General features: G+C 39.9%; 22 protein-coding genes. 13 read left to right on the top strand and 9 right to left on the bottom strand.

All coding sequences use genetic code 11. The features are described 5' to 3' along the window. Window positions 1-6: 6 nt before the first annotated feature. Together ACESMA_RS12720 and ACESMA_RS12715 are read right to left on the bottom strand one after the other, a co-directional pair. Window positions 7-1,854 (bottom strand): hypothetical protein, encoded by a 1,848-nt coding sequence (locus ACESMA_RS12720; RefSeq protein WP_372949211.1) that lies wholly within the window; start codon window positions 1,852-1,854, stop codon window positions 7-9. Between the two features lie 4 nt (window positions 1,855-1,858). Continuing rightward, window positions 1,859-2,572 (bottom strand): glycosyltransferase family 2 protein, encoded by a 714-nt coding sequence (locus ACESMA_RS12715; RefSeq protein ID WP_372949210.1) that lies wholly within the window; start codon window positions 2,570-2,572, stop codon window positions 1,859-1,861. Window positions 2,573-2,749: 177 nt separating this feature from the next. Here ACESMA_RS12715 and ACESMA_RS12710 point away from each other — a divergent pair, with 177 nt between their 5' ends. Continuing rightward, on the top strand, window positions 2,750-5,026 hold the full coding sequence (locus ACESMA_RS12710) for an ArnT family glycosyltransferase (RefSeq protein ID WP_372949209.1): 2,277 nt from the start codon (window positions 2,750-2,752) through the stop codon (window positions 5,024-5,026). Between the two features lie 10 nt (window positions 5,027-5,036). Here the strand turns inward: ACESMA_RS12710 and ACESMA_RS12705 are convergent, their stop codons facing one another. Then, window positions 5,037-7,127, bottom strand: coding sequence for an ArnT family glycosyltransferase (locus ACESMA_RS12705; RefSeq protein WP_372949208.1), 2,091 nt, complete (start codon window positions 7,125-7,127; stop codon window positions 5,037-5,039). 78 nt (window positions 7,128-7,205) lie between these two features. Here ACESMA_RS12705 and ACESMA_RS12700 point away from each other — a divergent pair, with 78 nt between their 5' ends. The 4 genes from ACESMA_RS12700 to ACESMA_RS12685 are packed head-to-tail and all read left to right on the top strand — an operon-like array spanning window position 7,206 to window position 9,645. Continuing rightward, window positions 7,206-7,472, top strand: a complete 267-nt coding sequence (locus ACESMA_RS12700) for a DUF4160 domain-containing protein (protein ID WP_372949207.1) — start codon at window positions 7,206-7,208, stop codon at window positions 7,470-7,472. 6 nt (window positions 7,473-7,478) lie between these two features. Continuing rightward, on the top strand, window positions 7,479-7,724 hold the full coding sequence (locus tag ACESMA_RS12695) for a DUF2442 domain-containing protein (protein WP_372949206.1): 246 nt from the start codon (window positions 7,479-7,481) through the stop codon (window positions 7,722-7,724). Between the two features lie 9 nt (window positions 7,725-7,733). Further along, entirely contained in the window at window positions 7,734-8,207 is a 474-nt protein-coding gene (gene coaD, locus ACESMA_RS12690; RefSeq protein WP_372949205.1) for a pantetheine-phosphate adenylyltransferase, read from the top strand. Window positions 8,208-8,223: 16 nt separating this feature from the next. Continuing rightward, window positions 8,224-9,645 carry a redoxin domain-containing protein gene (locus ACESMA_RS12685; RefSeq protein WP_372949204.1) on the top strand — a complete coding sequence of 474 codons (1,422 nt, stop codon included), beginning with the start codon at window positions 8,224-8,226 and terminating at the stop codon, window positions 9,643-9,645. On the opposite strand, the gene ACESMA_RS12680 is transcribed toward ACESMA_RS12685, so the two are convergent. After that, window positions 9,633-10,262: an NUDIX hydrolase gene (locus ACESMA_RS12680; RefSeq protein ID WP_372949203.1), complete on the bottom strand. Its 630-nt coding sequence runs from the start codon at window positions 10,260-10,262 to the stop codon at window positions 9,633-9,635. The two genes, ACESMA_RS12685 and ACESMA_RS12680, sit on opposite strands and share 13 nt — an antisense overlap. Before the next feature lie 36 nt (window positions 10,263-10,298). On the opposite strand from ACESMA_RS12680, the gene pyrE reads away from it, so the two are divergent. Together pyrE and ACESMA_RS12670 are read left to right on the top strand one after the other, a co-directional pair. Then, window positions 10,299-10,934, top strand: coding sequence for an orotate phosphoribosyltransferase (gene pyrE / locus ACESMA_RS12675; RefSeq protein WP_372949202.1), 636 nt, complete (start codon window positions 10,299-10,301; stop codon window positions 10,932-10,934). Between the two features lie 4 nt (window positions 10,935-10,938). Further along, a complete protein-coding gene (locus ACESMA_RS12670; protein ID WP_372949201.1) occupies window positions 10,939-11,388 on the top strand; it encodes a hypothetical protein in 450 nt (149 codons plus the stop codon). Window positions 11,389-11,404: 16 nt separating this feature from the next. Here the strand turns inward: ACESMA_RS12670 and ACESMA_RS12665 are convergent, their stop codons facing one another. Further along, the gene (locus tag ACESMA_RS12665; protein ID WP_372949200.1) at window positions 11,405-12,148 is read right to left on the bottom strand and encodes a biotin--[acetyl-CoA-carboxylase] ligase; all 744 of its coding nucleotides are present in this window, start codon (window positions 12,146-12,148) and stop codon (window positions 11,405-11,407) included. Between the two features lie 155 nt (window positions 12,149-12,303). Between ACESMA_RS12665 and rsfS the strand changes: the two genes are divergently transcribed. From rsfS to ACESMA_RS12635, 6 genes are read left to right on the top strand one after another with little or no spacing between them, the layout of a single operon-like run. After that, window positions 12,304-12,675, top strand: a complete 372-nt coding sequence (rsfS, locus tag ACESMA_RS12660; protein ID WP_372949199.1) for a ribosome silencing factor — start codon at window positions 12,304-12,306, stop codon at window positions 12,673-12,675. A gap of 9 nt (window positions 12,676-12,684) precedes the next feature. Next, window positions 12,685-14,763 (top strand): ATP-dependent zinc metalloprotease FtsH, encoded by a 2,079-nt coding sequence (ftsH, locus tag ACESMA_RS12655; protein ID WP_372949198.1) that lies wholly within the window; start codon window positions 12,685-12,687, stop codon window positions 14,761-14,763. Window positions 14,764-14,780: 17 nt separating this feature from the next. After that, window positions 14,781-14,987 (top strand): DUF2007 domain-containing protein, encoded by a 207-nt coding sequence (locus ACESMA_RS12650; RefSeq protein WP_372949197.1) that lies wholly within the window; start codon window positions 14,781-14,783, stop codon window positions 14,985-14,987. Beyond that, the gene (locus tag ACESMA_RS12645; protein ID WP_372949196.1) at window positions 14,984-15,811 is read left to right on the top strand and encodes a phosphatidate cytidylyltransferase; all 828 of its coding nucleotides are present in this window, start codon (window positions 14,984-14,986) and stop codon (window positions 15,809-15,811) included. Before ACESMA_RS12650 ends, ACESMA_RS12645 begins: the two co-directional genes overlap by 4 nt. Before the next feature lie 6 nt (window positions 15,812-15,817). Continuing rightward, window positions 15,818-16,474, top strand: coding sequence for a phosphatidylserine decarboxylase family protein (locus ACESMA_RS12640; protein ID WP_372949195.1), 657 nt, complete (start codon window positions 15,818-15,820; stop codon window positions 16,472-16,474). 6 nt (window positions 16,475-16,480) lie between these two features. Then, window positions 16,481-17,227 carry a CDP-alcohol phosphatidyltransferase family protein gene (locus tag ACESMA_RS12635; RefSeq protein ID WP_372949194.1) on the top strand — a complete coding sequence of 249 codons (747 nt, stop codon included), beginning with the start codon at window positions 16,481-16,483 and terminating at the stop codon, window positions 17,225-17,227. Here ACESMA_RS12635 and ACESMA_RS12630 read toward each other — a convergent pair. The 4 genes from ACESMA_RS12630 to ACESMA_RS12615 all read right to left on the bottom strand — a co-directional run bounded on the left by ACESMA_RS12630 (window position 17,224) and on the right by ACESMA_RS12615 (window position 21,890). After that, the gene (locus ACESMA_RS12630; RefSeq protein ID WP_372949193.1) at window positions 17,224-18,336 is read right to left on the bottom strand and encodes a lipid II:glycine glycyltransferase FemX; all 1,113 of its coding nucleotides are present in this window, start codon (window positions 18,334-18,336) and stop codon (window positions 17,224-17,226) included. The two genes, ACESMA_RS12635 and ACESMA_RS12630, sit on opposite strands and share 4 nt — an antisense overlap. 308 nt (window positions 18,337-18,644) lie before the next feature. Further along, window positions 18,645-20,543 carry an amidophosphoribosyltransferase gene (locus ACESMA_RS12625; RefSeq protein WP_372949192.1) on the bottom strand — a complete coding sequence of 633 codons (1,899 nt, stop codon included), beginning with the start codon at window positions 20,541-20,543 and terminating at the stop codon, window positions 18,645-18,647. After that, window positions 20,527-21,033, bottom strand: a complete 507-nt coding sequence (locus tag ACESMA_RS12620) for an SPOR domain-containing protein (RefSeq protein ID WP_372949191.1) — start codon at window positions 21,031-21,033, stop codon at window positions 20,527-20,529. Before ACESMA_RS12620 ends, ACESMA_RS12625 begins: the two co-directional genes overlap by 17 nt. Before the next feature lie 107 nt (window positions 21,034-21,140). Continuing rightward, entirely contained in the window at window positions 21,141-21,890 is a 750-nt protein-coding gene (locus ACESMA_RS12615) for a YebC/PmpR family DNA-binding transcriptional regulator (protein ID WP_372949190.1), read from the bottom strand. Window positions 21,891-22,075: the final 185 nt, after the last annotated feature.

The following is a 22,075-nucleotide window of genomic DNA, read 5'->3' as shown; positions in this document are numbered from 1 at the left end:
TGTATTTCAGTAACTTTTTACGTCAACTGTAATTTTTTCTACAAGCACATTTTTTCGATCCTTGTTCCAGATATAAATCAAAAACTGGGTTGATTCCGGGACATCGGAGGGAATTTCAATATTGAGATGCAATTGTTCCCATTTAACTCCGTCAGAAATCAAATCGGTTTTTTTATAGTGCAGGTTTTCTCCACCGGATTCTGCAGAAAATACAAATAAAACTTCTCCTTTCTCTATGGGTTGAAGCGCTTTAAAATGAAGCGTTCCAGTTATTTCATAAAATTCCTGCCGGATTACAACTTCGGGAGAAAAACGAACGGAAGGACTGTAATCCTGGCTGCTGTCGAGTTCCCAGACTTTCATCCCATCAATATCTTTTACTCTTCTGTCTATATATTTTTCAAAACTAAGCACACTTCTGTAATGGTCTGAAATTTCTTCGGAATCTTCTTTATTTTCAACTTTTTTGAAAATGTGCACACTGTAATCGTTTTGGGTTGAATCAGTGACTAATTCAGGCGATTTAAACGACATAATCCTTTTCAAATACGGATCGCCTTCCAAATTTGCCAGTTGCAATCCTCCCTCATCCGGGCTATTCCACGAATCCCAAACCAGAATGTCACCCCAGTTCATATTGCCGGATGGCTGCTGCGAACCAGAAAACAATTTTTCAGCCGCGGGTTTTTTATCCGGATCAAGCTCAAGAAAATGAGCCAGTAACGGATTAAAATAAATCAGTTTGCTATCCGGTTCGTTATAACGGAGATATGCGGCACTTTTTTTCATAAGCTGTTCTTCCTGAGTAGCTTTCATTAACAAATTGTTTTGTGCAAACAACTGAATAACCTGAAACAACGCAAACACAGAAAAAAGGATAATCGCTAAATTTTTGTTTTTCAAGGTTTTTGCAAGTACATCAAAAATTTTCATGCCCGTAATTGCAAACAATGGAATGACTGCACCTGTGGCAGTTTCAAATCCAGGATTGACTGAACTTTCTCTGAAAAAGAAAGTAAAAACAAAAAAGATAAGCCCACTTCCGGCAATAAGTATAAAATGATTGAAATTCTGATTTCGCATCGAACCTTTTTTGAAAAATTCATATCCCAGGTAAATCAGGCCCGCAACCGCCAAAATGGTTAAAGGAATTCCTATAACTGACAGTATGTTTTGTGCAGGATGCAGAAAATTCCGGCTTCCCTCAAAGTTTTCGTTTATACTTTGCAAAAACCACAGGAAATTGCCAAACACAATAAATCCTGCAACAGAATACAAAACAGTTCCGGTTAACAGAAAAGGGATGAAACGAAACGCCCGGTTCAAAATAAACACAAATGCAAAAACAAGGAGTATTAGAAATCCTTGTGGTAAAACAAAAGGGATAAACGAAATGACCAATGCCGAGAAAAGAAATCGTTTTAATATGAAAAGATAAATAGCCGAAACCAGCAAAAAACCAAACAAAATAACAGGGAGGCAACTTGCAGAAAGCTGAAAAAATACCGGCGAGAAAGCAATGAGAATAAGTGTAAATAGCTCACTACCGGGAAACAGTTTGTTCACAATCCGGGCAGAAAGCAGCAACGTTAAAACGGCAAGCAGCAAATTAAACGCTTTTGCAACTAAGTATCCAAACTGCGAAAACAGGGCTAAAAGAAGGGTGTAAAACGGATTGTTGCCAAGAAACAGTTCCGGATGTTCAAACGAAAATTTTGCATTCCGGTATTGAAAAATATTTTCCAAACCTCCATATCCATAAGTACTTTCACTGAACAGGAGAAAAAAAACCTGAATTAAAATGAAAAATGTAAAAAAAAGATACAGCCTGGTTTCTTTTTCAGGTGGGAACATGGCTCTATTTCTGAAAAATATTATACTTCAATACACACCATAATGCCCGAAAACCGTCGCGCCAGCCGATTTTCTTTCCTTCTTCGTATGTGCGGCCATAGTAGGAAATGCCTACTTCGTAAATTCGAACGCCCGGCACCCGTGCCACTTTTGCAGTCACTTCGGGTTCAAAACCGAACCGTTTTTCTTTCAAATCGAGGCTTTTAATAATTTCTGAACGAAACAGTTTGTAGCAGGTTTCCATGTCGGTGAGGTTCAGGTCGGTAAACATATTTGAAAAAAACGTGAGAAACTTGTTCCCGATGGAATGCCAGAAAAACAAAATACGGTGCGGATTTCCACCCATAAACCGCGAACCGTAAACCACATCGGCATTCCCTTCGGCAATTGGTTTCAGCAAAAGGTTATACTCGCGCGGGTCGTATTCCAAATCAGCATCCTGGATGATAATGCAATTGCCGGTAGCCTCTGCAATTCCCCTGTGCAGCGCTGCGCCTTTGCCCATATTTTGCGGTTGAAGGAAAAGCTTCATGTTTGTTACCGGATGATTTTCAATATAATTTTCTATAACCTGCACCGAATTATCGGTTGAGGCGTCGTTTACAATAATTATTTCCTTACTGAACCCGTATTGAAGTTCTGCCGCCAAAACACGATCGAGAATGGCCTGAATTGTTTTTTCTTCGTTAAAAACAGGAATTACAATGGATAAAATCATCGGCTTTTATAAATTTCGATTAGCAATAATTCATTCGAGATGCCCCCAAAAGTAATGAAGAAATTGGAAAAATCAACGGAAAGATTCAGATGAACTATTTCGGTTATTAACCGCAGATAGTTATTTTTATCGTTTCAAAAAATGACGAAATCAACTGTGTCTATTAAAATCTGGTGAATGAAAAAAAATGTATCTGCGTTAACATCTTCCCTGATTGTGTCAGCACTGATTTTGTTTTTTCTGTTTAAACCGGCATTCCAAACACCTGACAGCGTGCTGTTTTCAAAACATGAAGACGGATTAAAAAACTATTTCAACTTTTCGTATTACCTGAAATATGACGGCGGCATCCGGCACGACGGCATAAATTATCCTTACGGCGATCACCTGCAATACATTAATTCGCATCCGCTTTATGTGCAGATTGTAAAATTTGTGGATGCCAAAATTTACCCGGTTTCCAGCTACGGGGTTTTTATTCTGAACCTGACGATGGTCATTTCATTGCTCCTGGCCATTCCATTTTTATTCCTGATTTTACGAAAATTTGCCTTGCCTCGGTGGTATGCTGCGCTGATGGCGGTAACTCTGTTGTTCCTTTCGCCCCAGTTTTTAAGAATTCATGGCCACTTTGAAATGGTTTATGCCTTTTTTATTCCCATGTACTGGTACTTTCTCATCCGTTGGCGCGAAGGGAAAAAACGCTGGCTTTGGTCGGTTTTGCTTGTTGCCGGAGGTTTGGTTGGCGGATTTACCAGCGCTTATTACGCTTCGTTTTATGCCATATTGTTGTTGGGCGTTTTGTTTGTTGAATTGTGGAACCAAAGAAAAAACCTGAAAAATTACTGGAAAACCGGACTCAGTTTATTCATCCTGGCCATTTTCCCGCTTTTGGTTGTAAAAGGAGTTGTTTCTGCAACCGACTGGGTTTCCGACCGGCCAAACAATCCGTATGGTTTCGATGTGTATCATGCTGAATTTTTAAGCGTATTTTTACCTCTTGTTTCACCCTTGAAAATGCTCATAGGAAATGTGGTGGACATGGATTTTGAATGGGAAGGCAGGGCTTATGTGGGATTACCAGCCACTTTGCTGGCGGTTTCTGTTTTCATTACCGCCTGGTTCAACCTTTTTTCAAATAAGAAAGTCCGGTTCAGAATGTACAGGCCTTCCAAACAAATGGAAGTTTATTTTTATGCCGCCATCCTCATTCTTCTTTTTTCCATGTGCATTCCTTTTAAGTACGGTTTCGGATTCCTGCTGGAAATCATTCCGCCTGTAAAACAATTCAGGGCTTTGGGACGGTTTGCATTTATTTTTTATTATGTATTTACTGTTTACGCTGCGTGGTTTATTTACAGACTTTTCCGGTTTCTGAAGCAGAAAAAACAGCCGCTCCCGGCAACGCTCATTCTCATTTTTGCCCTTTCGTACTGGGCAATTGATGCCGGTACAAACACCCGCTTGAGCACAAACGGGATTTTTAATACAAACGACCGGCTGGAAGTTTCGAACGAAAAATACCTGACTCGTTTTAAGGAAGCAGGAGTAAATCCGGAAGAATTCCAGGCCATCTTGTTTCTGCCATTTTCCAGTACCTGCGGCGACAAACTTTTATTTGAGAACGGCATGGAAGCTTTCGGTTATGCCATGCAATGCGCTCACCATACTGGTTTGCCGTTGGTTCAAAGTTTTTCGCCAAGATTGTCCTTCACCCAGGCATTAAGCAGCATTCAACTGCTGGCAAACCCGGCCATTCAAAAAACCAGACTGGATGACATGAATGAAAAACCGCTTTTACTGGTCAGTTCAAACGAGAAAATGAACGAACAGGAACGCTGGTTGTTTTCCAATGCGGAAGTTTTCTGGCAAAATGAAGAAATTACTCTGTCAAAAATTCAACTTGATGTTTTTCATGAAAGCCATGAAAACTGGCTGAAAAAGACAGAATCCATCATACCCAATCTCAACCAACACGAAACTATTTATACCGATACCGAAATAAGTTCTGTAGTATATCTCAATTTTGATGAACAGAAAGAACAGCTAACATTTAGCGGCGAGGGTGCATTTTTTATGAAAAGAGGGAAAGCCGAACTTTTGAACCAAATCATTCCGCACAACTTTTTACCTGGGGAATATGAACTTTCCTTTTGGTTGTATTTAGATACACGGCGGTACAACATGCCACGAGCCATTTTAACAGTTACTGATGGAACAGGAAAAACAATTCATGAAAAACAACTCAACACCCGCAGCGTAAACGATGTTTATCAGCAATGGATTCGAGTAAGCGAAACGATTGAATTGCAACCGGAGTATCAAATTTCGTTGAACATCAGAAGACATTTTGTTACGGTGGATGATATTTTGTTAAAACCACTGCATTCGAATGTTTACATCAAAAAACCGGGTGGGTTAAGTCTTTTTAATAACTTTCCAATTGGTGAATAAAAAAAATCAATCAATAACCCGAAACAGTGGTTTCCATTGATTTTAAGTCCAGTTCTTCCTGTCCCTTGTTCCAGATATAAACTCTGAGTTTCGCCGTTTGAGGTAAATCAACTGAAAAATGTTGTTTAAGGGCAACCGTTTTCCAGTGTAATTCTTCCGGTTTCCATTCCAATGGAAAAACGTTGTAAAACAAAACCTCGTTTTCATTTTCTACTGACATAACCAAAACAACTTCCCTGTCAGCAAAATCAGACCATCCTCTGTATTCCAGTTTAACTTCTGCTAAAAACTGGTTCTTATCCTGAATTCTTTCAAGCGGAATAACTGCCTGTGGACCATACTCATCCACTTTGCCGATGTTGATAAAAAATACTGTATGCCCCGGATATAACTTTCTAAAAAAAGGCGAATGAAATCCCATTTTTTGCGAAACAGAAACTGAATCATTTTGATGAATGGCAACTTCCTCTCCCTGGCCCTTAGATTTTATCAAATAATTTGATGAAAGCGATCTTTCTCTTGAATCCGGATTTAAAAACTCACTCGAAATCTGATTCATTCCCCGTTGTTTTATTTCATAAACTGTATCTACAGGAAATCCCATAAACAGAATATATCTGAATTTATCTTCGCCGGTGTAAATCCACGTTTCCGGTTTTTCCATAACTCCATAAAGTTGTTCCCATGAAGTTATATTCCGCACAGAATCTTTCGCATTAAAAAACAGCTCATATTCTTCCAAATCAAAATTATAAAGCTGTTTTTTATCGGGTTCATGAGCTTCAAAAATTTCCAGCGCCTGCGAATGTCCCTGGTAAGTAAACAGAAACGGAATAACCTGTGTATTCAAAAACAGGTTAAACACAGCGGTTACCACAATAGAAGAAAGCATCAACCGGTTCCAGCGATTTCGGTCGATTGCGATATACAGACCCGACAAAACCACTATTCCGGACAAAAACAAAACCGGAACAAAAAAATCCGAAACCAGAATATAATAGCCCGAAATAAAGAGTAAAACACAAATTAAAAGCAGCATAAAAATCTGGCCGTAAATCAAACGGTTTGTTAAAAACGATGGCCAAAGCAAATAATACTTCATTCTTCCTGCGGCTACAACCGAAAGCAACGGAACAAACATCATCAGGTAATTGGGCGCTTTACCACGGGCAATGCTGTAAACCACAAATAAAATTAACATACTTCCAAAAATGGAAATACCCATTTTGCTGGGTTTTGGCGCATAAAACCAACTGATGATTTCACCCCCAAGTGCCGAAAGGAAAATGATGGTCCAGGGCAAAAACGCCCAAAGCAGGTTATACAGGTAAAAAAACGGATCGGTGCTGGAGCCGGCTACTTTGCCGGTCACCCGTCCCAAATTGTTATCGATAAAATAAAAACGGAGCCCTTCGGCGCCAAAGCTTTGCCACAAGTGGTAAAGCGTTGGTGAAATGATGATTAAAACCAGCAAAATCCCCAAAATCCATTTGGGATGGAAAAGCTGGCGAAAATCCTTTTTCAACAACAAAAAAATGAGCACAAAAAAGAAGGGCAAAACCGCGCCAACCGGGCCTTTGGTTAACATAGCCAGGCCAATTCCTGTAAAGCCGAAAATAAAACTTAACCAATTCTTATTTTCCAAATATTCGGCTAACTGCCAAATGGCTAAAGTAACTGCTGCCTGTAAAACCGTGTCGGTATGAAAATCAAAAAAATAGAGAAAAAACATTTGTGAAGTTCCGGCAAGCAGCGCGGCCAGTTTTCCTGAAAGTTCATTGTAAATCAGCCGAGCCAGCCTGTAAGTAAAATAAATGCTGCTAATACCAAAAAGAAACGGGAACAGTTTGAACGCCCAGTTCTGGTTTCCAAACAATTGAATTCCCAAACTCGCCAGCCAGAAAAACAGGTGCGGTTTCTGGTCGTAGGGTTCGCCGTTGATTTTCAGGTTCAGCCAGTCGCCCGACTCCACCATTTGCCGTGAGATGGCGGCATACAAACCCGAGTCGCCGGTTAAGTCAATAAACAACCCGGAAATCCAGGCCAGGATGACCAGTAAAAATGCTATGGTCCAAAAAGTATATAATAAAATCCGATTCAACCGTTATTTCTTTTAAAAGGGCAAAATAAAGGGATTTAAGCATTAATCATTAAATTTGCTCCTATAAAAAAATGAGTTATGCCAACAATTTCTATGTTTTATGGTATTATCATCAGGATGTATTATGCACCAAAAGAACATAATCCACCACATATTCATGTTTATTATAAAGATGAAAAGGCGTCAATTAATATTGAAAATGGAGAAATATTATATGGCATATTTCCTTCGAAACAACTCCGCCTGATTCAGGCATGGTTAGAAATTCATAAAGAGGAACTTTTTGCTGACTGGCAACTTTGTCAAAATGGTGAAAAACCTTTTAAAATAGAACCGTTAAAATAGTAGTTTATGAAAATTGAATTAAGGGATGTAAAACCTTCCTCAGAATATACTCTCTTATTGGTATTCAATAATGGAGAAACGCGAAAACTTGATATGAAACCTTATTTGGAACTTGAATTATACAGAGAACTGAAGAATAAAAAAATATTTAATACAGTTAAAAAAAGTTTTGACACCATTCAGTGGGATAATGAAGCGGATTTTGATCCGGATATACTTTATGAAAAAAGCACTCCGTATATAACCAAATAATCTACAACCATGAAAATAGCCATATTTCCAGGGTCTTTCGATCCGTTTACCATAGGTCACGAATCCATCCTTCGGCGCGCCATTCCCATGTTCGATAAAATAATTGTGATGATTGGGTTCAATGCCAATAAAAAATCATTTTTCTCGCTTGAAAAACGTTTAAAATGGATCAACCAGGTTTTCAAGCATGACGAAAAAGTAGAGGTTCGCGTACATGAAGGTCTGACTGTGGATTTTTGCAAAGAAGTTGGCGCCCGGTACATTTTAAGGGGATTGCGTACTTCGGCCGATTTTGAATACGAGCGGGCCATTGCACAAGTGAATAAAAAAATGCACCCGGAAATTGAAACGGTATTTCTGCTCACTTTGCCGGAACATACCCCAATTAATGCTACCATCATTCGCGATATTGTTTTCCACGGTGGCGACGCCAGCATGTTCCTTCCCAAAGGACTCGATATGAGTGAATTTAAATCTGAATAAAACGAATAAATTCTGCATGGTAAAACTGGTTCTTTCGGCTTTTTTCATATTAATTTTTTCCGGGTTTTCGGTTGCCACCAAAATTGAAGGCAAAAACAAGGAATATGCCGGCAAAAAGCTTGATTTCTTTCGGTTTTCAGACCCGGTAACTCAGAAAAAAATTCATGTTTTCTCGCTCGAGGCAGACAGGGAGGGAAATTTTTCTGCCGATGTAAAAGTGAATCAAACCACATTTGTCTTCAGTGACTTTGGTATTTACCGCGGCATGATTTTTCTGGAGCCCGAAAAAACCGTTGAACTGTTATTGCCACCGTTTCGTGAAAAATCTTTTGCCGACAGTAAAAATCCCTATTTTAAACCGGTGGAGTTTTGGTTTGCAACAAAAGAAGGAAATCGTTTAAACGATAACATTTCTAATTTCGACACCCGTTTAAACGAACTTTTAGACCGGTTTTTCGACCAACTTTACTTTAACCAGTCGAAAAGTGCATTCGATTCGGTCAGCCACATGCTGGAAAATCATTTTGAAAAACAAAACCATCCAACTTTCATTCAGCATAAAAAACTAAAATTAAAAGCATTGGAAGCCGATGCATTCAGATTATCACCCGAAAAAGTGACAGAAGAATTGGCGACAACTAAAAATGAATTTTGGAATCATCCGGCATTTATTGAATTGTTTGAAAAATCCTTTACCAATAAACTCAGTTTCGAAGTTCGTTCTGCAACCGGAACGGAAATCAGGCAGGCAGTTGCTGCAAAAAATATTGCTTTTTTCAGAAATTTCCTGAATGAAAAGTATAAAATTTCAGGTACGGTTGCCGACCTCGCTCTGTTAAAAATGTTGCACGATGCCTTTTATTCTGGCGATTTTTCGCAAAAAGATATTTTAAATATGTTAAGTTCATCCACATTCCGGCAACATACTTATTTATTCATCCGTGAAACTTCTATAAATGTTTTTGAAAAACTGGAATTCCTTCGAAAAGGGAGCAAAGCGCCTGTTATTTGCCTGAAAAACACCGACGGTCACCGGGTGTGTACCAACGAAGATTCTGCCGGAGAAGAAAAATTTAAATACCTGATTTTTGCCGATACTGAAATGATAGTTTGCCGCGAGCACCTGAAATACCTCACCCGGACGCAGGAGCAATTTCAGAAATACCTTGAAATAATTATTGTTTTGCGAAAAACCGACCTCATTGAAATGAAAATGTTTTTGGATAAAGAAAATATTCCGGGCATTCATTTGATAGACGAAAATGATGATTTTATTGAAAAGTACAGGGTAAAATCGTTCCCTACCTGTTTTTTGCTGAACGAAAACCATGAAGTTATTTTTCAGCAGGCCAAAGCGCCACTCGACGGATTTGAGCAGCAGTTCGGCTTGTTTCTCAGACAGGAATTATTTGAACGCCAGCGTAATCAGTCGCAGTAGAGAAAAATAATCTGTTTCAGGTTTTCATAGGTGTTTGCCAGCACTTCATCCAGTTCATTTTTTCTAAACCATCTAACTTCCGTAATTCCTTCTTCCTGTTGCGGGGAAATTTCGTCCGTTCCGTTGTAAATCATTTCAAACCAGAATGTTTCTTTAAAAATCCATTGCCCTTTTGTTTTTGCATAAGGCGATTGATAAATATGAAATGTTGACGGCAGTTGTTTTTCAATTCTTTGGCCTGAAATGCCACATTCCTCAGAAACTTCACGCAATGCCGCTTCGGCTGAAGTTTCGTTTTTATCAATTTTTCCTTTGGGCAAATCCCACTTTCCGTTACGGAAAATAAACAACAGGCGGTCTTCCGATATTACCATGCCACCGGCAGCCGGAACTTCAAGAAAAGCAGAACGTAAGAGCTGAAGAAAATGGTCGGGATTTGGGTGACCCAGTGTAACTTTCTCTGAATTTTGGGTAATAAAATCAGCCAACCAACTTTGAATGTCGTCTGCACTGGTCTGTTCATCAAATTTTACCACGAGGTTATTTTTTTTGTCATTCACGGAGTCGCCAATTTCAATCAACCGGTCATTCAGAAAAACTTTATACATTTGTTTCATCGTAAAAATTTACATCGTTTTAAATACACTAAAATTATGGAACGAACACAAATTGAAGTTACAAAAAAACTGCTCGAAATTGATACCATCAAAGTTCAGCCTTTAAGTCCGTTTACTTGGGCCTCGGGCTGGAAATCGCCCATATATTGCGACAACCGTAAAATTTTGTCGTTTCCCGAAACCCGTTCGTTTATCCGCGACAAATTTGTGGAAATTATTCAAAAAAAATACCCGCAGGCAGAAGTAATTGCCGGAGTAGCCACCGGAGCTATTGCCCACGGGGTTTTGGTAGCCGATAAACTGGGTTTGCCTTTTATTTACATTCGCTCAAAACCGAAAGGCCACGGACTGGAAAACCTGATTGAAGGCGACCTGAAACCGGGACAAAAAGTGGTGGTTATTGAAGATTTGGTTTCCACCGGCGAAAGCAGTCTGAAAGCAGCCGAAGCAGTGAATAATTTTGGTGGAGAAGTAATTGGAATGCTCTCCATTTTTACTTACAACTTCGATGTGGCCAAAGAAAAATTCAAAAAAGCAAACATCGAACTGACTCCGCTCAGCCGCTACCAGGTGTTGATTGACACAGCACTTGAAGCCGGCGAAATCTCAAAAGACCAGATTGAAACCTTAATGGAGTGGCGCGAAGATCCGGCAAACTGGGGAAAGAAATAAAACCATGAGCGTACATAAATACATTAGCGACGTTAAACTCATCGAACACAATCAGCAAATTGTTTTCGATTACCTCTCCAATTTCGAAAACCTTTCGGAATACCTGAACTCGGGATTGATTGAAAAAATTACCAAACAAATTCCGCAGGTAAAAATCAGCGACTTCGAATCTGACCGCGATTCGTGCCGGTTTAACATTACCGGTTTTGGCCTGGCAAAAATCAGGATAGTAAACCGTGAACCCCACAAATCCATTAAAGTGGAAAGCTCGGGAGGATTGCCTCTAAGCATTACCTTCTGGATTCAGTTGTTGCCCGTTTCGGCATTTCAAACCAAAATGCGCTTAACATTACATGCCGATATGAACATGATGATTAAAATGATGGCCGGCGACAAACTTCAGGAAGGAATTAACCAGTTGGCTGAAACCCTGAAAAATCTGCCTTACAAATAATTCTCAGGGATTCTCTTCAGGTAACAAATTCTATCTCTTTGAACATGTAAAAAGTTTGATTTCCTGTTCGATCTTCCAAAATCAGTTGCCCATATTCGCCTGTTCCTAAAATTCTTGCCTCAAAACGTTTGTCATTCTTCTGGAAAACAGACCACTCTTTTATTCTGAATAAATATTCATGATAAGCAGCATCAATTTCGGCAATATTCCAGGTTTCCAGTTTTTGGTACCACTTCATAAAAAATCCCCTAAAATTAAGCGCCGTTTCTTTTATATCGTAATCTTTACCAGTCAATAACTTCAGGGAAACCGGATTGGGCAGTTCCTCGGAAAAAATTTCCTGATTCAGGTTCAAACCAATACCCACCACTGCCGAATGAAACTGGTTTCCCAAAATAGAAGTCTCGATTAAAATTCCTGCAATTTTTTTGTTCCCCACATAAATATCGTTGGGCCATTTAACCGTAACTCCCTGTGTGTGTTTCACAAGTAAATCATAAAGCGCAAGGCTTGCAATTTTGGATAAATAAAACTGTTTTCCGGGTGGAAGAAACTTCGGAAATAAAACAATACTTGCCAGCAGGTTTTTTCCCGGGGCACTTTCCCATGTATTTCCACGCTGTCCTCTGCCATTTGTCTGATAATGTGACAGCACAACACTGCCATTTTTCGCCTTGCCCTCTGTTATAAGCCGGTTGGCATAGTTGTTGGTTGAATCGGTATCACTTAATATGAATAAACTAAAATTTTCTTCTGTCATTTTAATTTGATGTTGAAACTTTGCTTCATTGTTTTGGTTAATTATGGCACAAAGTTGTAATTTTTTTATTGCAAACTGCAAATCAACAACGTAAATGGAAAATACAAATTAGAAGTAAGGCAAAAAATATATCTTTGCAGGGTTAAAAGTTATTTATGAATAAAAACACAAAAATTACTGAAAAAATAAAAGAAGCAGTCCTCGAAGGAATCAGAAAAGTAAAAGGGAAAGAAATAACCATTATTGATTTAAATACGATACAATATACTGAGTGTGGTTACTTTATCATTTGTCACGGAACTTCTACCACACAGGTAAGTTCCATAGCACAATCGGTAGAAGAAACTGTGAAATTGGAAACAAAAGAGAATGCATGGCATGTTGAAGGTTACAAAAACTCGATTTGGGTTTTGCTTGATTACGGCGAAATTGTAGTTCATGTTTTTCATGAACAGGCGCGTGATTTTTACAACCTTGAAGGGCTTTGGTCTGATGCAAAAATTACAAAAGAAGATTCAGAAAACTAGAAACAAAATATGGCAGAGATAGACAAAAATAAAAAACAAACACCTCCCCCTCCTCCCAATAATCCGTTTATGGGGACCAGCAAAAAAAGTGATAAGAAAAATCCCAAAGGCCCGAAATTTAATGCCTACTGGGTTTACGGGCTTATTGCCGTTGTTTTTATCGGAGTTCAGTATTACCTGAGTACCAGCAGCAGTCCGGTTGAAACCAACTGGAGCGATGTTAAATCGACCATGCTGGTCAATAACGACATTGAACGAATTGTTGTGGTTAATGAAAAAAAGGCTAACATTTACATTAAAAAGAACAGCCTTCAAAAATATGAACCACAATTTAATGAAAATTACTCCAAGCCGGCAGAAGAAGGTCCGCATTTTACATTTACCATTGGTTCAGTAGAAACTTTTGAACGTAACCTGAGGGAAGCACAGGAAGGTACTGCTGACGAAATTCTGCCTGAATACAAGGAAGAACGTAACTGGGCTGGTGAACTCCTCTGGACGGTTGGCCCATTCGTACTTATTATCCTGCTGTGGCTCTGGATTTTCAGAAGGATGAGCCGTGGTGCAGGCGGAGGCGCAGGCGGAATTTTTAACGTGGGTAAATCGCAGGCAAAAATATTCGATAAAGATCAGAAAGTTACTACCTCGTTTAAAGATGTAGCCGGACTGGCAGAAGCCAAACAGGAAGTTGAAGAAATTGTAGAGTTTCTGAGAAATCCTGCAAAATTTACCAAGTTAGGTGGAAAAATTCCCAAAGGAGCCCTTTTGGTAGGACCTCCCGGAACAGGAAAAACTTTGCTTGCACGTGCTGTGGCCGGCGAGGCCAGTGTTCCATTCTTTTCTATGTCGGGATCCGATTTTGTTGAAATGTTTGTAGGCGTTGGAGCTTCTCGTGTGCGCGATTTGTTTAAACAAGCCAAGGAAAAAGCGCCGTGTATTATATTTATTGACGAAATTGATGCCATTGGCCGGGCACGGGGAAAAAATCCGAATTTCGGATCGAATGACGAAAGGGAAAACACACTCAACCAGTTACTTACAGAAATGGATGGTTTCGATACCAACAGCGGTGTAATCATCCTTGCCGCTACCAACCGCGCCGATATTCTCGACCGGGCTTTAATGCGCGCCGGCCGTTTCGACCGACAGATTCATGTGGAACTTCCCGACCTGGTTGAACGTGCTGAAATTTTTAAAGTTCATCTTCGCCCCCTTAAGCTGGGTGATGATGCCAAGGTGGAATTTTTGGCCAAACAAACGCCAGGATTCTCAGGCGCCGACATCGCCAATGTGTGCAACGAAGCCGCACTTATTGCAGCCCGCAAAAACAAGGAAGCTGTTACCAAACAGGACTTCCTCGATGCGGTTGACCGGATTATAGGTGGCCTGGAAAAAAAGAATAAAATTATTTCGAAAGACGAAAAGAAAACAATCGCCTACCACGAAGCCGGCCACGCAACCATAAGTTGGCTGCTCGAGCATGCTCACCCCCTGGTAAAAGTTACCATTGTACCCCGCGGAAAAGCTTTGGGCGCAGCATGGTATTTACCCGAAGAACGCTCCATCACAACAAAAGAACAACTACTTGATGAAATGTGCTCGGCACTGGGCGGCAGGGCTGCCGAACAACTTATTTTCGGACGGGTTTCTTCCGGCGCTCAAAACGACCTGGAAAAAGTGACCAAACAGGCGTATGCTATGGTGAGCTATTTTGGAATGAGCGAAAAGGTAGGAAATGTGAGCTATTATGACTCTTCAGGCCAATCGGATTACTCCTTTACCAAACCTTACAGCGAAAAAACTGCTGAGCTTATTGACGAGGAAGTAAAAATAATAATTGATAGTCAATACCAACGAGCTAAAAAGGTTTTAAAAGAACATTCCGAAGGGCACGAAAAGCTGGCTGAACAATTGTTGGAGCGGGAGGTAATTTTTAGTGAAGACCTTGAACATATTTTTGGCAAACGACCCTGGGATAAGAAATTGATAGAGAACGACAACGGTCAGGGTAAAGTAAAAAAAGAAGAAGCTCCTGGAAAATCAGAGAGCAAAGATGAAAGCACAGAAAGTAAAACAGTTTCAGCTTAAACCGATAAAATTTCATTATGGAAAAAGGATGGAAAGATGTGTTTTTAACGGCACATGAATACAAAGCAACCATTGCCAAAGACATACTTGAGAATGCCGGCCTTAAGGTTGTTATTATGAATCAACATGATACGGCTTACCAGTCGTTTGGAGATTATGTGGTTTATGTTGAAGAAAATGAAGAGCAAAAAGCGCTTGAACTGTTAAAAGAATTAAAGCGTTGAAAGATTTAAGCAGGCGATCCTTAACCGGGATTGTATATATTTTGTTGATGCTGGCCGGAGCTGCTATTCATCCGGTTTTGTTTGCAGTTGTTTTTGGCTCGTTCTTATTTCTTACGCAACTGGAATTTTACCAGTTAGTTGAAAAGGCAGGAAATTCGCCAAGAAAAAATACCGGGCTAACTCTGGGAGTATTGTTTTTCCTAATCTGTTTCGGAATGGTAAACAACATTCTGCCCACAAAATCGTACCTGATTTTTATACCAGCTCTAATTTTTATTTTTCTGTTTGAAGCATTTAGTGAGCGCTCGGGTATATTACAAAACAGTGCAGTAACCTTTACCGGTTTTGTTTATGTAGCTATCCCTTTCAGTTTACTAAACTTTATGGTTCATCCCGGCTATCCAAATTTTCCGGTTTTTAATTCCAACGTATTAATTGGAGTACTGTTTATTGTTTGGATTTATGATTCCATGGCCTATTTGTTTGGTTCAAAATTCGGAAAACATAAAATCCATAAAAAAATATCGCCCAATAAATCGTGGGAAGGATGCATTGGAGGTACCATTTTCGCATTAATTATGGGAGTAATCAACTCACTTTTATTCAAAGATATTTCAACTGTAAGCTGGATGTTTATTTCGATTCTGGTTATTGTTTTTGGAACTTTAGGCGACCTTTTTGAATCTACCATCAAGCGGCGGCTAAAAGTAAAAGATTCGGGTACCATTTTACCAGGGCACGGAGGTTTGCTCGACCGTTTCGATAGTTTGCTTTTTGTTATACCAGTTGTTTATGTTTGGTTAACTTTGTCGGGAAATTTATAGTACGATATGCAAATTCATAAGGAAGGGAAAAAAATAATTCCGGTGGCCTTTTTCGTTCTGGCCCTGCTCGATGTAATCATTTATTTTTTGTTGCGTGATTATCTCATTTTTTATGTTCTGATGGCCGTTTCGCTTTTTCTGGCCACATTAATTGTTTTCTTTTTTCGAGTACCAAAACGCGATATTGAAAAAAACAACCAACATATACTGGCACCTGCCGACGGGAAAATTGTGGAGATAATAAAAGTTTATGAAAAGGAATATTTTAAAGATGAACGCCTGCAGGTAAGTATTTTCATGTCGGTTTTTAATGTACATCAAAACCGTTCTCCGGTTAGCGGAGAAATAATTTACCAAAACCATATACGTGGCGCATATTATCCTGCATTTGTAAAAAAATCTTCAGAATTGAACGAGCGTTGTTCTACCGTTTTTAAAATGAAAGACGGCACAGAAATCTTATCCCGCCAGATTGCAGGCACAGTGGCCCAGCGGATAGTTACCTATAAAAAATCAGGACACAAGGCAGAACAAGGCGAAGAATATGGTTTTATTCGTTTTGGTTCGCGGGTCGATCTTTTTTTGCCTGCCAATGCAGAAGTTCAAGTTCAGTTGCACCATAAATCGGTGGGTGGAAAAACAGTAATTGCCACCTTAAAATAAATGAGAATGAACCCGGTGATAAAGCAAATACCCAATTTTATCACTTCGCTGAATTTGGCAGCAGGTTCGCTGGCAGTTATTTTTGCCATTGACGGCCACCTCATCTGGGCCGGAATTTTTATTTGCCTCGCAGCCGTTTTCGATTTTCTCGACGGTTTTGCAGCCCGCATTTTTAAAGCTTATTCTGAGTTGGGAAAACAGCTCGATTCGCTGGCCGACCTGGTTTCATTCGGTCTGGCGCCGGCAGCCATTTTGTTCACTCTGCTTGAGTTTTCATTGTTCGAAATAAACCAGCCCATTTACCAGATTGCAGCCCGTTGGGACCAGTGGTTAATTCTATTTTCGGCCCTACTCATGCCTGTATTTGGTGCTGTTCGGCTGGCCCGGTTCAATGCTGTTCAGTCTGACGAACCTTTTTTCAGGGGGCTACCCATTCCGGCCAACGGAATATTTTGGGCCTCCATGGGTTTAATGCTGGAAGTGTCCAAATATCCGGAGCTTTTCCAACATATCTTTTCCACCCGCATTTTGTTGATACTCGGCTTGTTCACCTCAGGAATGATGGTAATAACACTACCTATGTTCTCATTAAAGGTTAAAAACCTGAAATGGAATGAGAATTGGTATCGGTATATTTTCCTGGCAATTGCTGTTGTTTTACTTGTTACACTAAACGTTTACGGTCTGGCGCTAACCATTTTAGCCTATATTTTTCTGAATTTTGGATTTTACCTGGCTGGAGTCAGGTATTAATTATGATACCCCTGAAAATTTACCTCCTGTGCCCTGAAAGCCCGATACTGTTCTTCATCAAGCGGATAATCCCAACAGCCCATACGGTGAACCATTTGGCCGCCAAAACCACTTTTAAACCGGTACAAACCGTACATGGGATGTGAACTGTTTGGATTTGGCGCTGCCCCAAACATATCATATTCTTCGCAACCTGCCTGCTGTGCCAGCCGGATTCCCTCCCACTGAACTGCATAGGCAGCCATCAAATTCCGCTTATTTCCTGAAGAAGCTCCGTACATGTAAGTTCCCCGCTTTTTGGAAAGTACCAAAAACATAGCAGCAAGAAATTCACCTTCGTGATCAGCCATTAACAGCCGGGTATCTACATCTTCGTTTTTCTGCATTTCCATAAAAGTGTAGAAATTTTCTTTCGGATGGAGAGTAATCCTGTTCCGGGCTGAAGTTTCTTTGTACAAATCGTACCATGTTTCCAGCATGTTAGTTCCGTAACTTTTTACCTGAACACCTTTTCGCGCTGACAACCGGATGTTGTAGCGTGTTTTTGGTTTCATTTTTTGCAACAATGCTTCTTCTCCACTTGCCAAATCCAAAAAAATGGTATTGGATGGAAGATTGTCGCTCGGACTTTTATGCAGGTTCCAATTCTGTGTATTAAAATTTACTCTAAATTCCTGGTTTTTGTGCGACGGTGGCCCGAGCCAGTTTCCGTTGCTGTCGAAATAATCGTCTTCGTGAGCCCACTGGTTTTCCCAGGGCAAATCGTATCGTATTAAAATGCAGTTTTTGGGAAGGTGAGGACGCAACACTTCTGAAAGTTCCTCCAGAAATACACCCTGATTTTCATCAGCCGGTTCTTCTTCAGGACCATAAGGTATATAAGCAATGCAATGTTTACTGTCAACATAACGGAGAAGCACCAGCAAATCATCCTGAATCAACTGTTTCCCCGATGAAGTCGGTAATAACAAATCGTCAGAAACATGGTATTCGAATGCAACCGGTTTAAATCCCTGCCTGTTTTTTATTTTTCCCCAAAACGAAGATTGCTGAACAATATTGGTCGTTTCAATATCGTATAAATCTTTCCCTTCAATTTTACAATACATTACGTTAGTTGATTTTTGCTTTGCAAAGATAGGAAGTTTATGTGGGAGGCTAAAATATTAAAAATCAGACCTTAAAACAAAAAAGCTATAACCCGCTAATTGTCAACCCCTAAAAGAAAAATTAAAACCTTTTAAGTACCAAGGATTTAACCTAGAATTCAAACTAAAAAAGCCCCTGAAAAAAGGAAGATAATTTTTTCCCCGAGGGAAAGATTAATAATACGCCATGACAAATTGTTCTTCCATTTTCAGAGGCACTAACTAAAACACGTTATGCCTGAAAATGTTTTAATTTTTATTAACAAAATTCAATAGGCGCGCTCGTTCTTCCCTTCCATGTAATTAATAAAGGAGGCATTTACCACTCTGTTACCTCCCGGGGTTGGATAATTTCCGGTGAAATACCAGTCGCCGGTGTCGTTCGGACAAGCTTTATGCAGGTTTTCTATTGACTGATAAACGATTTCCACTTCTGCTTCACAATCTTCGGGTTTTAAAACTTCGGCAATTTTTGCTGAAATTTGCTCGGGTGTGAACGAGCGGTAAATTTCACGAACATAGTTCACCATTTCTTCTTTGGGAAGGTTTTCCTGGTCTTTACATTTGCGGTAAACCTCTTCAATAATATGCTCTTTACCCTGGTCTTTTAATAATTCGATGGTTGCATTAAACGCAATAAACTTATCAAGTTGGGCCATGTCAATTCCGTAACAATCGGGATACCTGATTTGCGGAGCTGATGAAACCACAATTATTTTTTTGGGATGCAACCTGTCGAGTATTCTCAGGATGCTGTTTTTAAGAGTTGTTCCGCGAACAATGGAATCGTCAATTACCACCAAAGTATCTACCTTGTTTTTCACAACACCATAAGTTACATCATAAACATGAGCCACCAGGTCGTCACGGTGAGCATCATCAGCAATAAAGGTGCGCAGTTTCACATCTTTTATGGCAATCTTTTCCACACGCGGTTCAAACGAAATAATTTTTTTTATTTCATCGTTGGTCAGCTTTCCATTTCCTTCTTTCAGGCGTTCAATCTTCCAGTCGGTCAGGTATTCGCGAATTCCTTCAATCATTCCATAAAATGCTGTTTCAGAAGTGTTTGGAATGTATGAAAAAACGGTATTTTCAAAATCGTAATTAATCGTTTCCAAAATGGCCGGACTCAGCAAACGTCCGAGTTCTTTCCGTTCGCGGTAAATATTCCGATCGCTGCCTCTTGAGAAATAAATCCGTTCAAAAGAGCAGGAACTTTTTTTATGCGGCACCCGAATCATCTGGCGACTGACATTCCCTTTCTTTTTAATGATGAGTGCCTCGCCGGGTGTAATTTCATGCACTTTTTCCCAGCTTACATTCATAACGGTTTGAATGACCGGCCTTTCAGAAGCCACCACCACAATTTCATCATCCTGATAATAATGTGCGGGGCGAATTCCCCACGGATCGCGCACTACAAAGGCATCGCCGTGGCCAATTAATCCGGCCATGGCATAACCGCCGTCCCAGTCTTTGGTAGCCCTTTCCAAAATATTTTGGATATCAAGGTTTTTTTCTATTAGCGGCGAAATTTCGTTGTTCCGGTATCCTTCGTTTTTATATTTTCTGAACAGCAATTGATTTTCTTCATCGAGAAAATGTCCTACTTTTTCCAATGCGGTTACGGTATCGGTGTATGCTTTGGGATGTTGTCCCAATTCGATGAGTACTTTAAAAAGTTCGTCTGTATTGGTGAGGTTAAAATTTCCGGCCAGCACCAGGTTTCTCGATTTCCAGTTGTTTTGACGCATAACCGGGTGCACAAAATCAATACTGTTTTTTCCGAATGTTCCGTAGCGCAAATGACCCAAATAAAGTTCGCCTGCAAATGGATAATTTTCATAAGCCCAGTCGCAGTTTTCCACATCAATTCCTTTGCGCTGCGCTTTTTTCAGGGGTTTATTTACTTTGTCGAAAACATCCAGAATAGGATTCTGATCGATTGATCTGTACCGGTTCATATATGTACTGCCGGGCGAAAGATGGTCTTTAACACAAACCATACCGGCACCATCCTGTCCGCGGTTGTGTTGTTTTTCCATGAGCAGATACAGCTTGTTCAGGCCGTATCTCCACGTGCCGTATTTTTTTTTATAATACGATAAAGGCTTAAGTAAGCGAATTAATGCAATTCCACATTCGTGCTTAATCTGGTCGCTCATAATTTTCTGAATTCAACAAAGGAAAATCAATAATATCCGGAATAATAAAAGCACCGGGATAATCTGCCTGAATTTTTTTATGCAATTTTAAAGCTTCATTTTTTGTTCTGAAATCGCCAACCCGCACCCTGAAATTGGGGGCAGTGAATTTTACATGTACGTTATATTCAGGATATTTCGATAGAAATTCCTTTTTCCTTTTTAATGCTTGTTCTTTGGCATTTAACGCTGAACTAAAAAATATTTCCACGCGAAAACCTTCCATTCCGTCGCGTTTCCGGTTATTTTGAAGATGCCATTTCAGCATATTTTCCAACCTTGAATCCTGATTGATATTTAATTCCTCAAGAATTTCAAGCGAAATGGAGTCAGTTTGTAAAGAATCAACCGGCTGATTTTCGGGCACAGCAGGAAATGTGACCTGCGCCGCCAATAAGTGGCTCAAAAACAATCCCGATAAAATTAAAAACAGTGCCCTCATGTTTCTCATTAATTGAGGTTGCAAATATAATTCAAAAATCCATTGATTGTTTAACGATTAAATTCCATTCCCATTGCCCGGCATTCAACTTTGAATTTTCCTGCGAAACCCTAAAATCATTCTGAAGCCATTGCTTCCTCCAGTTCCGGAGTTATTTCAAGGTTGTGGTAAACATTCTGCACATCATCATCGTCCTCAAGGCGATCCAACAACCGGAGCACTTTTTTCGCATCTTCAATTTCCAAAACAGTTGTGGTATTTGGAATCCTCTGCAAACCCTGACTTTCGGGCTCTACGTCAAGTTCCTCAAGCTTTTTTGATATGCTGCCAAAATCTTCCAGGGCCGATGTTATTTCAATAAATCCTTCATTTTCTTCCATTTCTTCGGCACCGGCATCAATCATCTCCAATTCAAATTCTTCGGCTTCAGTTTTATCGTTCGCAGGCACCACAAAAATTCCTTTCGTATCGAAAAGAAAAGCCACTGAACCATTTGTGGCGAGGTGCCCGTTGTGTTTGGTGAAAGCTGAACGTACACTCCCCACCGTGCGGTTATTATTATCTGAAAGACACTCCACAAAAATGGCAACCCCACCCGGGCCGTAACCTTCGAAAGTCATTTCCTCAAAATTGGAGGTATCTTTTTCTGCTTTATTGATGGCCCGTTCAATCACATCTTTTGACATATTCTGCCCTTTGGCGTTTTGCACCGCCAGGCGCAGTCGCGGATTGGCCTCAATATCAGCTCCTCCCATTTTTGCAGCAACAGTAATCTCTTTCGAAAGCTTCGAAAATATTTTAGACCGCCGGGAATCCAGCGCTCCTTTTTTCCGTTTTATTGTTGACCATTTACTGTGTCCGGACATATTCTGCTGTTTTTTTAAGTTTCCGTTAAAAATAAAAAAAGCTTTACAAATGGAAACCAAAGTCAACTCATAAAATCAATAAACGCCTAATTCTACTTTGACAGATTAAAAATCTTCAATTTTAATGTGTATTTATTTTGTTAAAACCATTGAATAATAGTATATTAGATGCATAAAATAACAAA

It is taken from the genome of Mariniphaga sp. (genome assembly GCF_041687215.1).
GTDB lineage: Bacteria > Bacteroidota > Bacteroidia > Bacteroidales > Prolixibacteraceae > Mariniphaga.
The sequence above is the reverse complement of the archived record's forward strand: the minus strand, read 5'-3'. Positions and strand labels throughout refer to the sequence as shown.

Coding starts and splice junctions, on each gene's coding strand:
- ACESMA_RS12665 (WP_372949200.1), bottom strand. CDS start 12,148: ATGACAGAAGAAAATTTTAGTTTATTCATATTAAGTGATACCGATTCA.
- ACESMA_RS12625 (WP_372949192.1), bottom strand. CDS start 20,543: ATGAGCGACCAGATTAAGCACGAATGTGGAATTGCATTAATTCGCTTA.
- ACESMA_RS12620 (WP_372949191.1), bottom strand. CDS start 21,033: ATGAGAAACATGAGGGCACTGTTTTTAATTTTATCGGGATTGTTTTTG.
- ACESMA_RS12720 (WP_372949211.1), bottom strand. CDS start 1,854: ATGTTCCCACCTGAAAAAGAAACCAGGCTGTATCTTTTTTTTACATTT.
- ACESMA_RS12680 (WP_372949203.1), bottom strand. CDS start 10,262: ATGAAACAAATGTATAAAGTTTTTCTGAATGACCGGTTGATTGAAATT.
- ACESMA_RS12685 (WP_372949204.1), top strand. CDS start 8,224: ATGGTAAAACTGGTTCTTTCGGCTTTTTTCATATTAATTTTTTCCGGG.
- ACESMA_RS12670 (WP_372949201.1), top strand. CDS start 10,939: ATGAGCGTACATAAATACATTAGCGACGTTAAACTCATCGAACACAAT.
- ACESMA_RS12695 (WP_372949206.1), top strand. CDS start 7,479: ATGAAAATTGAATTAAGGGATGTAAAACCTTCCTCAGAATATACTCTC.
- pyrE (WP_372949202.1), top strand. CDS start 10,299: ATGGAACGAACACAAATTGAAGTTACAAAAAAACTGCTCGAAATTGAT.
- ACESMA_RS12650 (WP_372949197.1), top strand. CDS start 14,781: ATGGAAAAAGGATGGAAAGATGTGTTTTTAACGGCACATGAATACAAA.
- ftsH (WP_372949198.1), top strand. CDS start 12,685: ATGGCAGAGATAGACAAAAATAAAAAACAAACACCTCCCCCTCCTCCC.
- coaD (WP_372949205.1), top strand. CDS start 7,734: ATGAAAATAGCCATATTTCCAGGGTCTTTCGATCCGTTTACCATAGGT.
- ACESMA_RS12700 (WP_372949207.1), top strand. CDS start 7,206: ATGCCAACAATTTCTATGTTTTATGGTATTATCATCAGGATGTATTAT.
- ACESMA_RS12715 (WP_372949210.1), bottom strand. CDS start 2,572: ATGATTTTATCCATTGTAATTCCTGTTTTTAACGAAGAAAAAACAATT.
- rsfS (WP_372949199.1), top strand. CDS start 12,304: ATGAATAAAAACACAAAAATTACTGAAAAAATAAAAGAAGCAGTCCTC.
- ACESMA_RS12635 (WP_372949194.1), top strand. CDS start 16,481: ATGAACCCGGTGATAAAGCAAATACCCAATTTTATCACTTCGCTGAAT.
- ACESMA_RS12630 (WP_372949193.1), bottom strand. CDS start 18,336: ATGTATTGTAAAATTGAAGGGAAAGATTTATACGATATTGAAACGACC.
- ACESMA_RS12640 (WP_372949195.1), top strand. CDS start 15,818: ATGCAAATTCATAAGGAAGGGAAAAAAATAATTCCGGTGGCCTTTTTC.
- ACESMA_RS12710 (WP_372949209.1), top strand. CDS start 2,750: ATGAAAAAAAATGTATCTGCGTTAACATCTTCCCTGATTGTGTCAGCA.
- ACESMA_RS12615 (WP_372949190.1), bottom strand. CDS start 21,890: ATGTCCGGACACAGTAAATGGTCAACAATAAAACGGAAAAAAGGAGCG.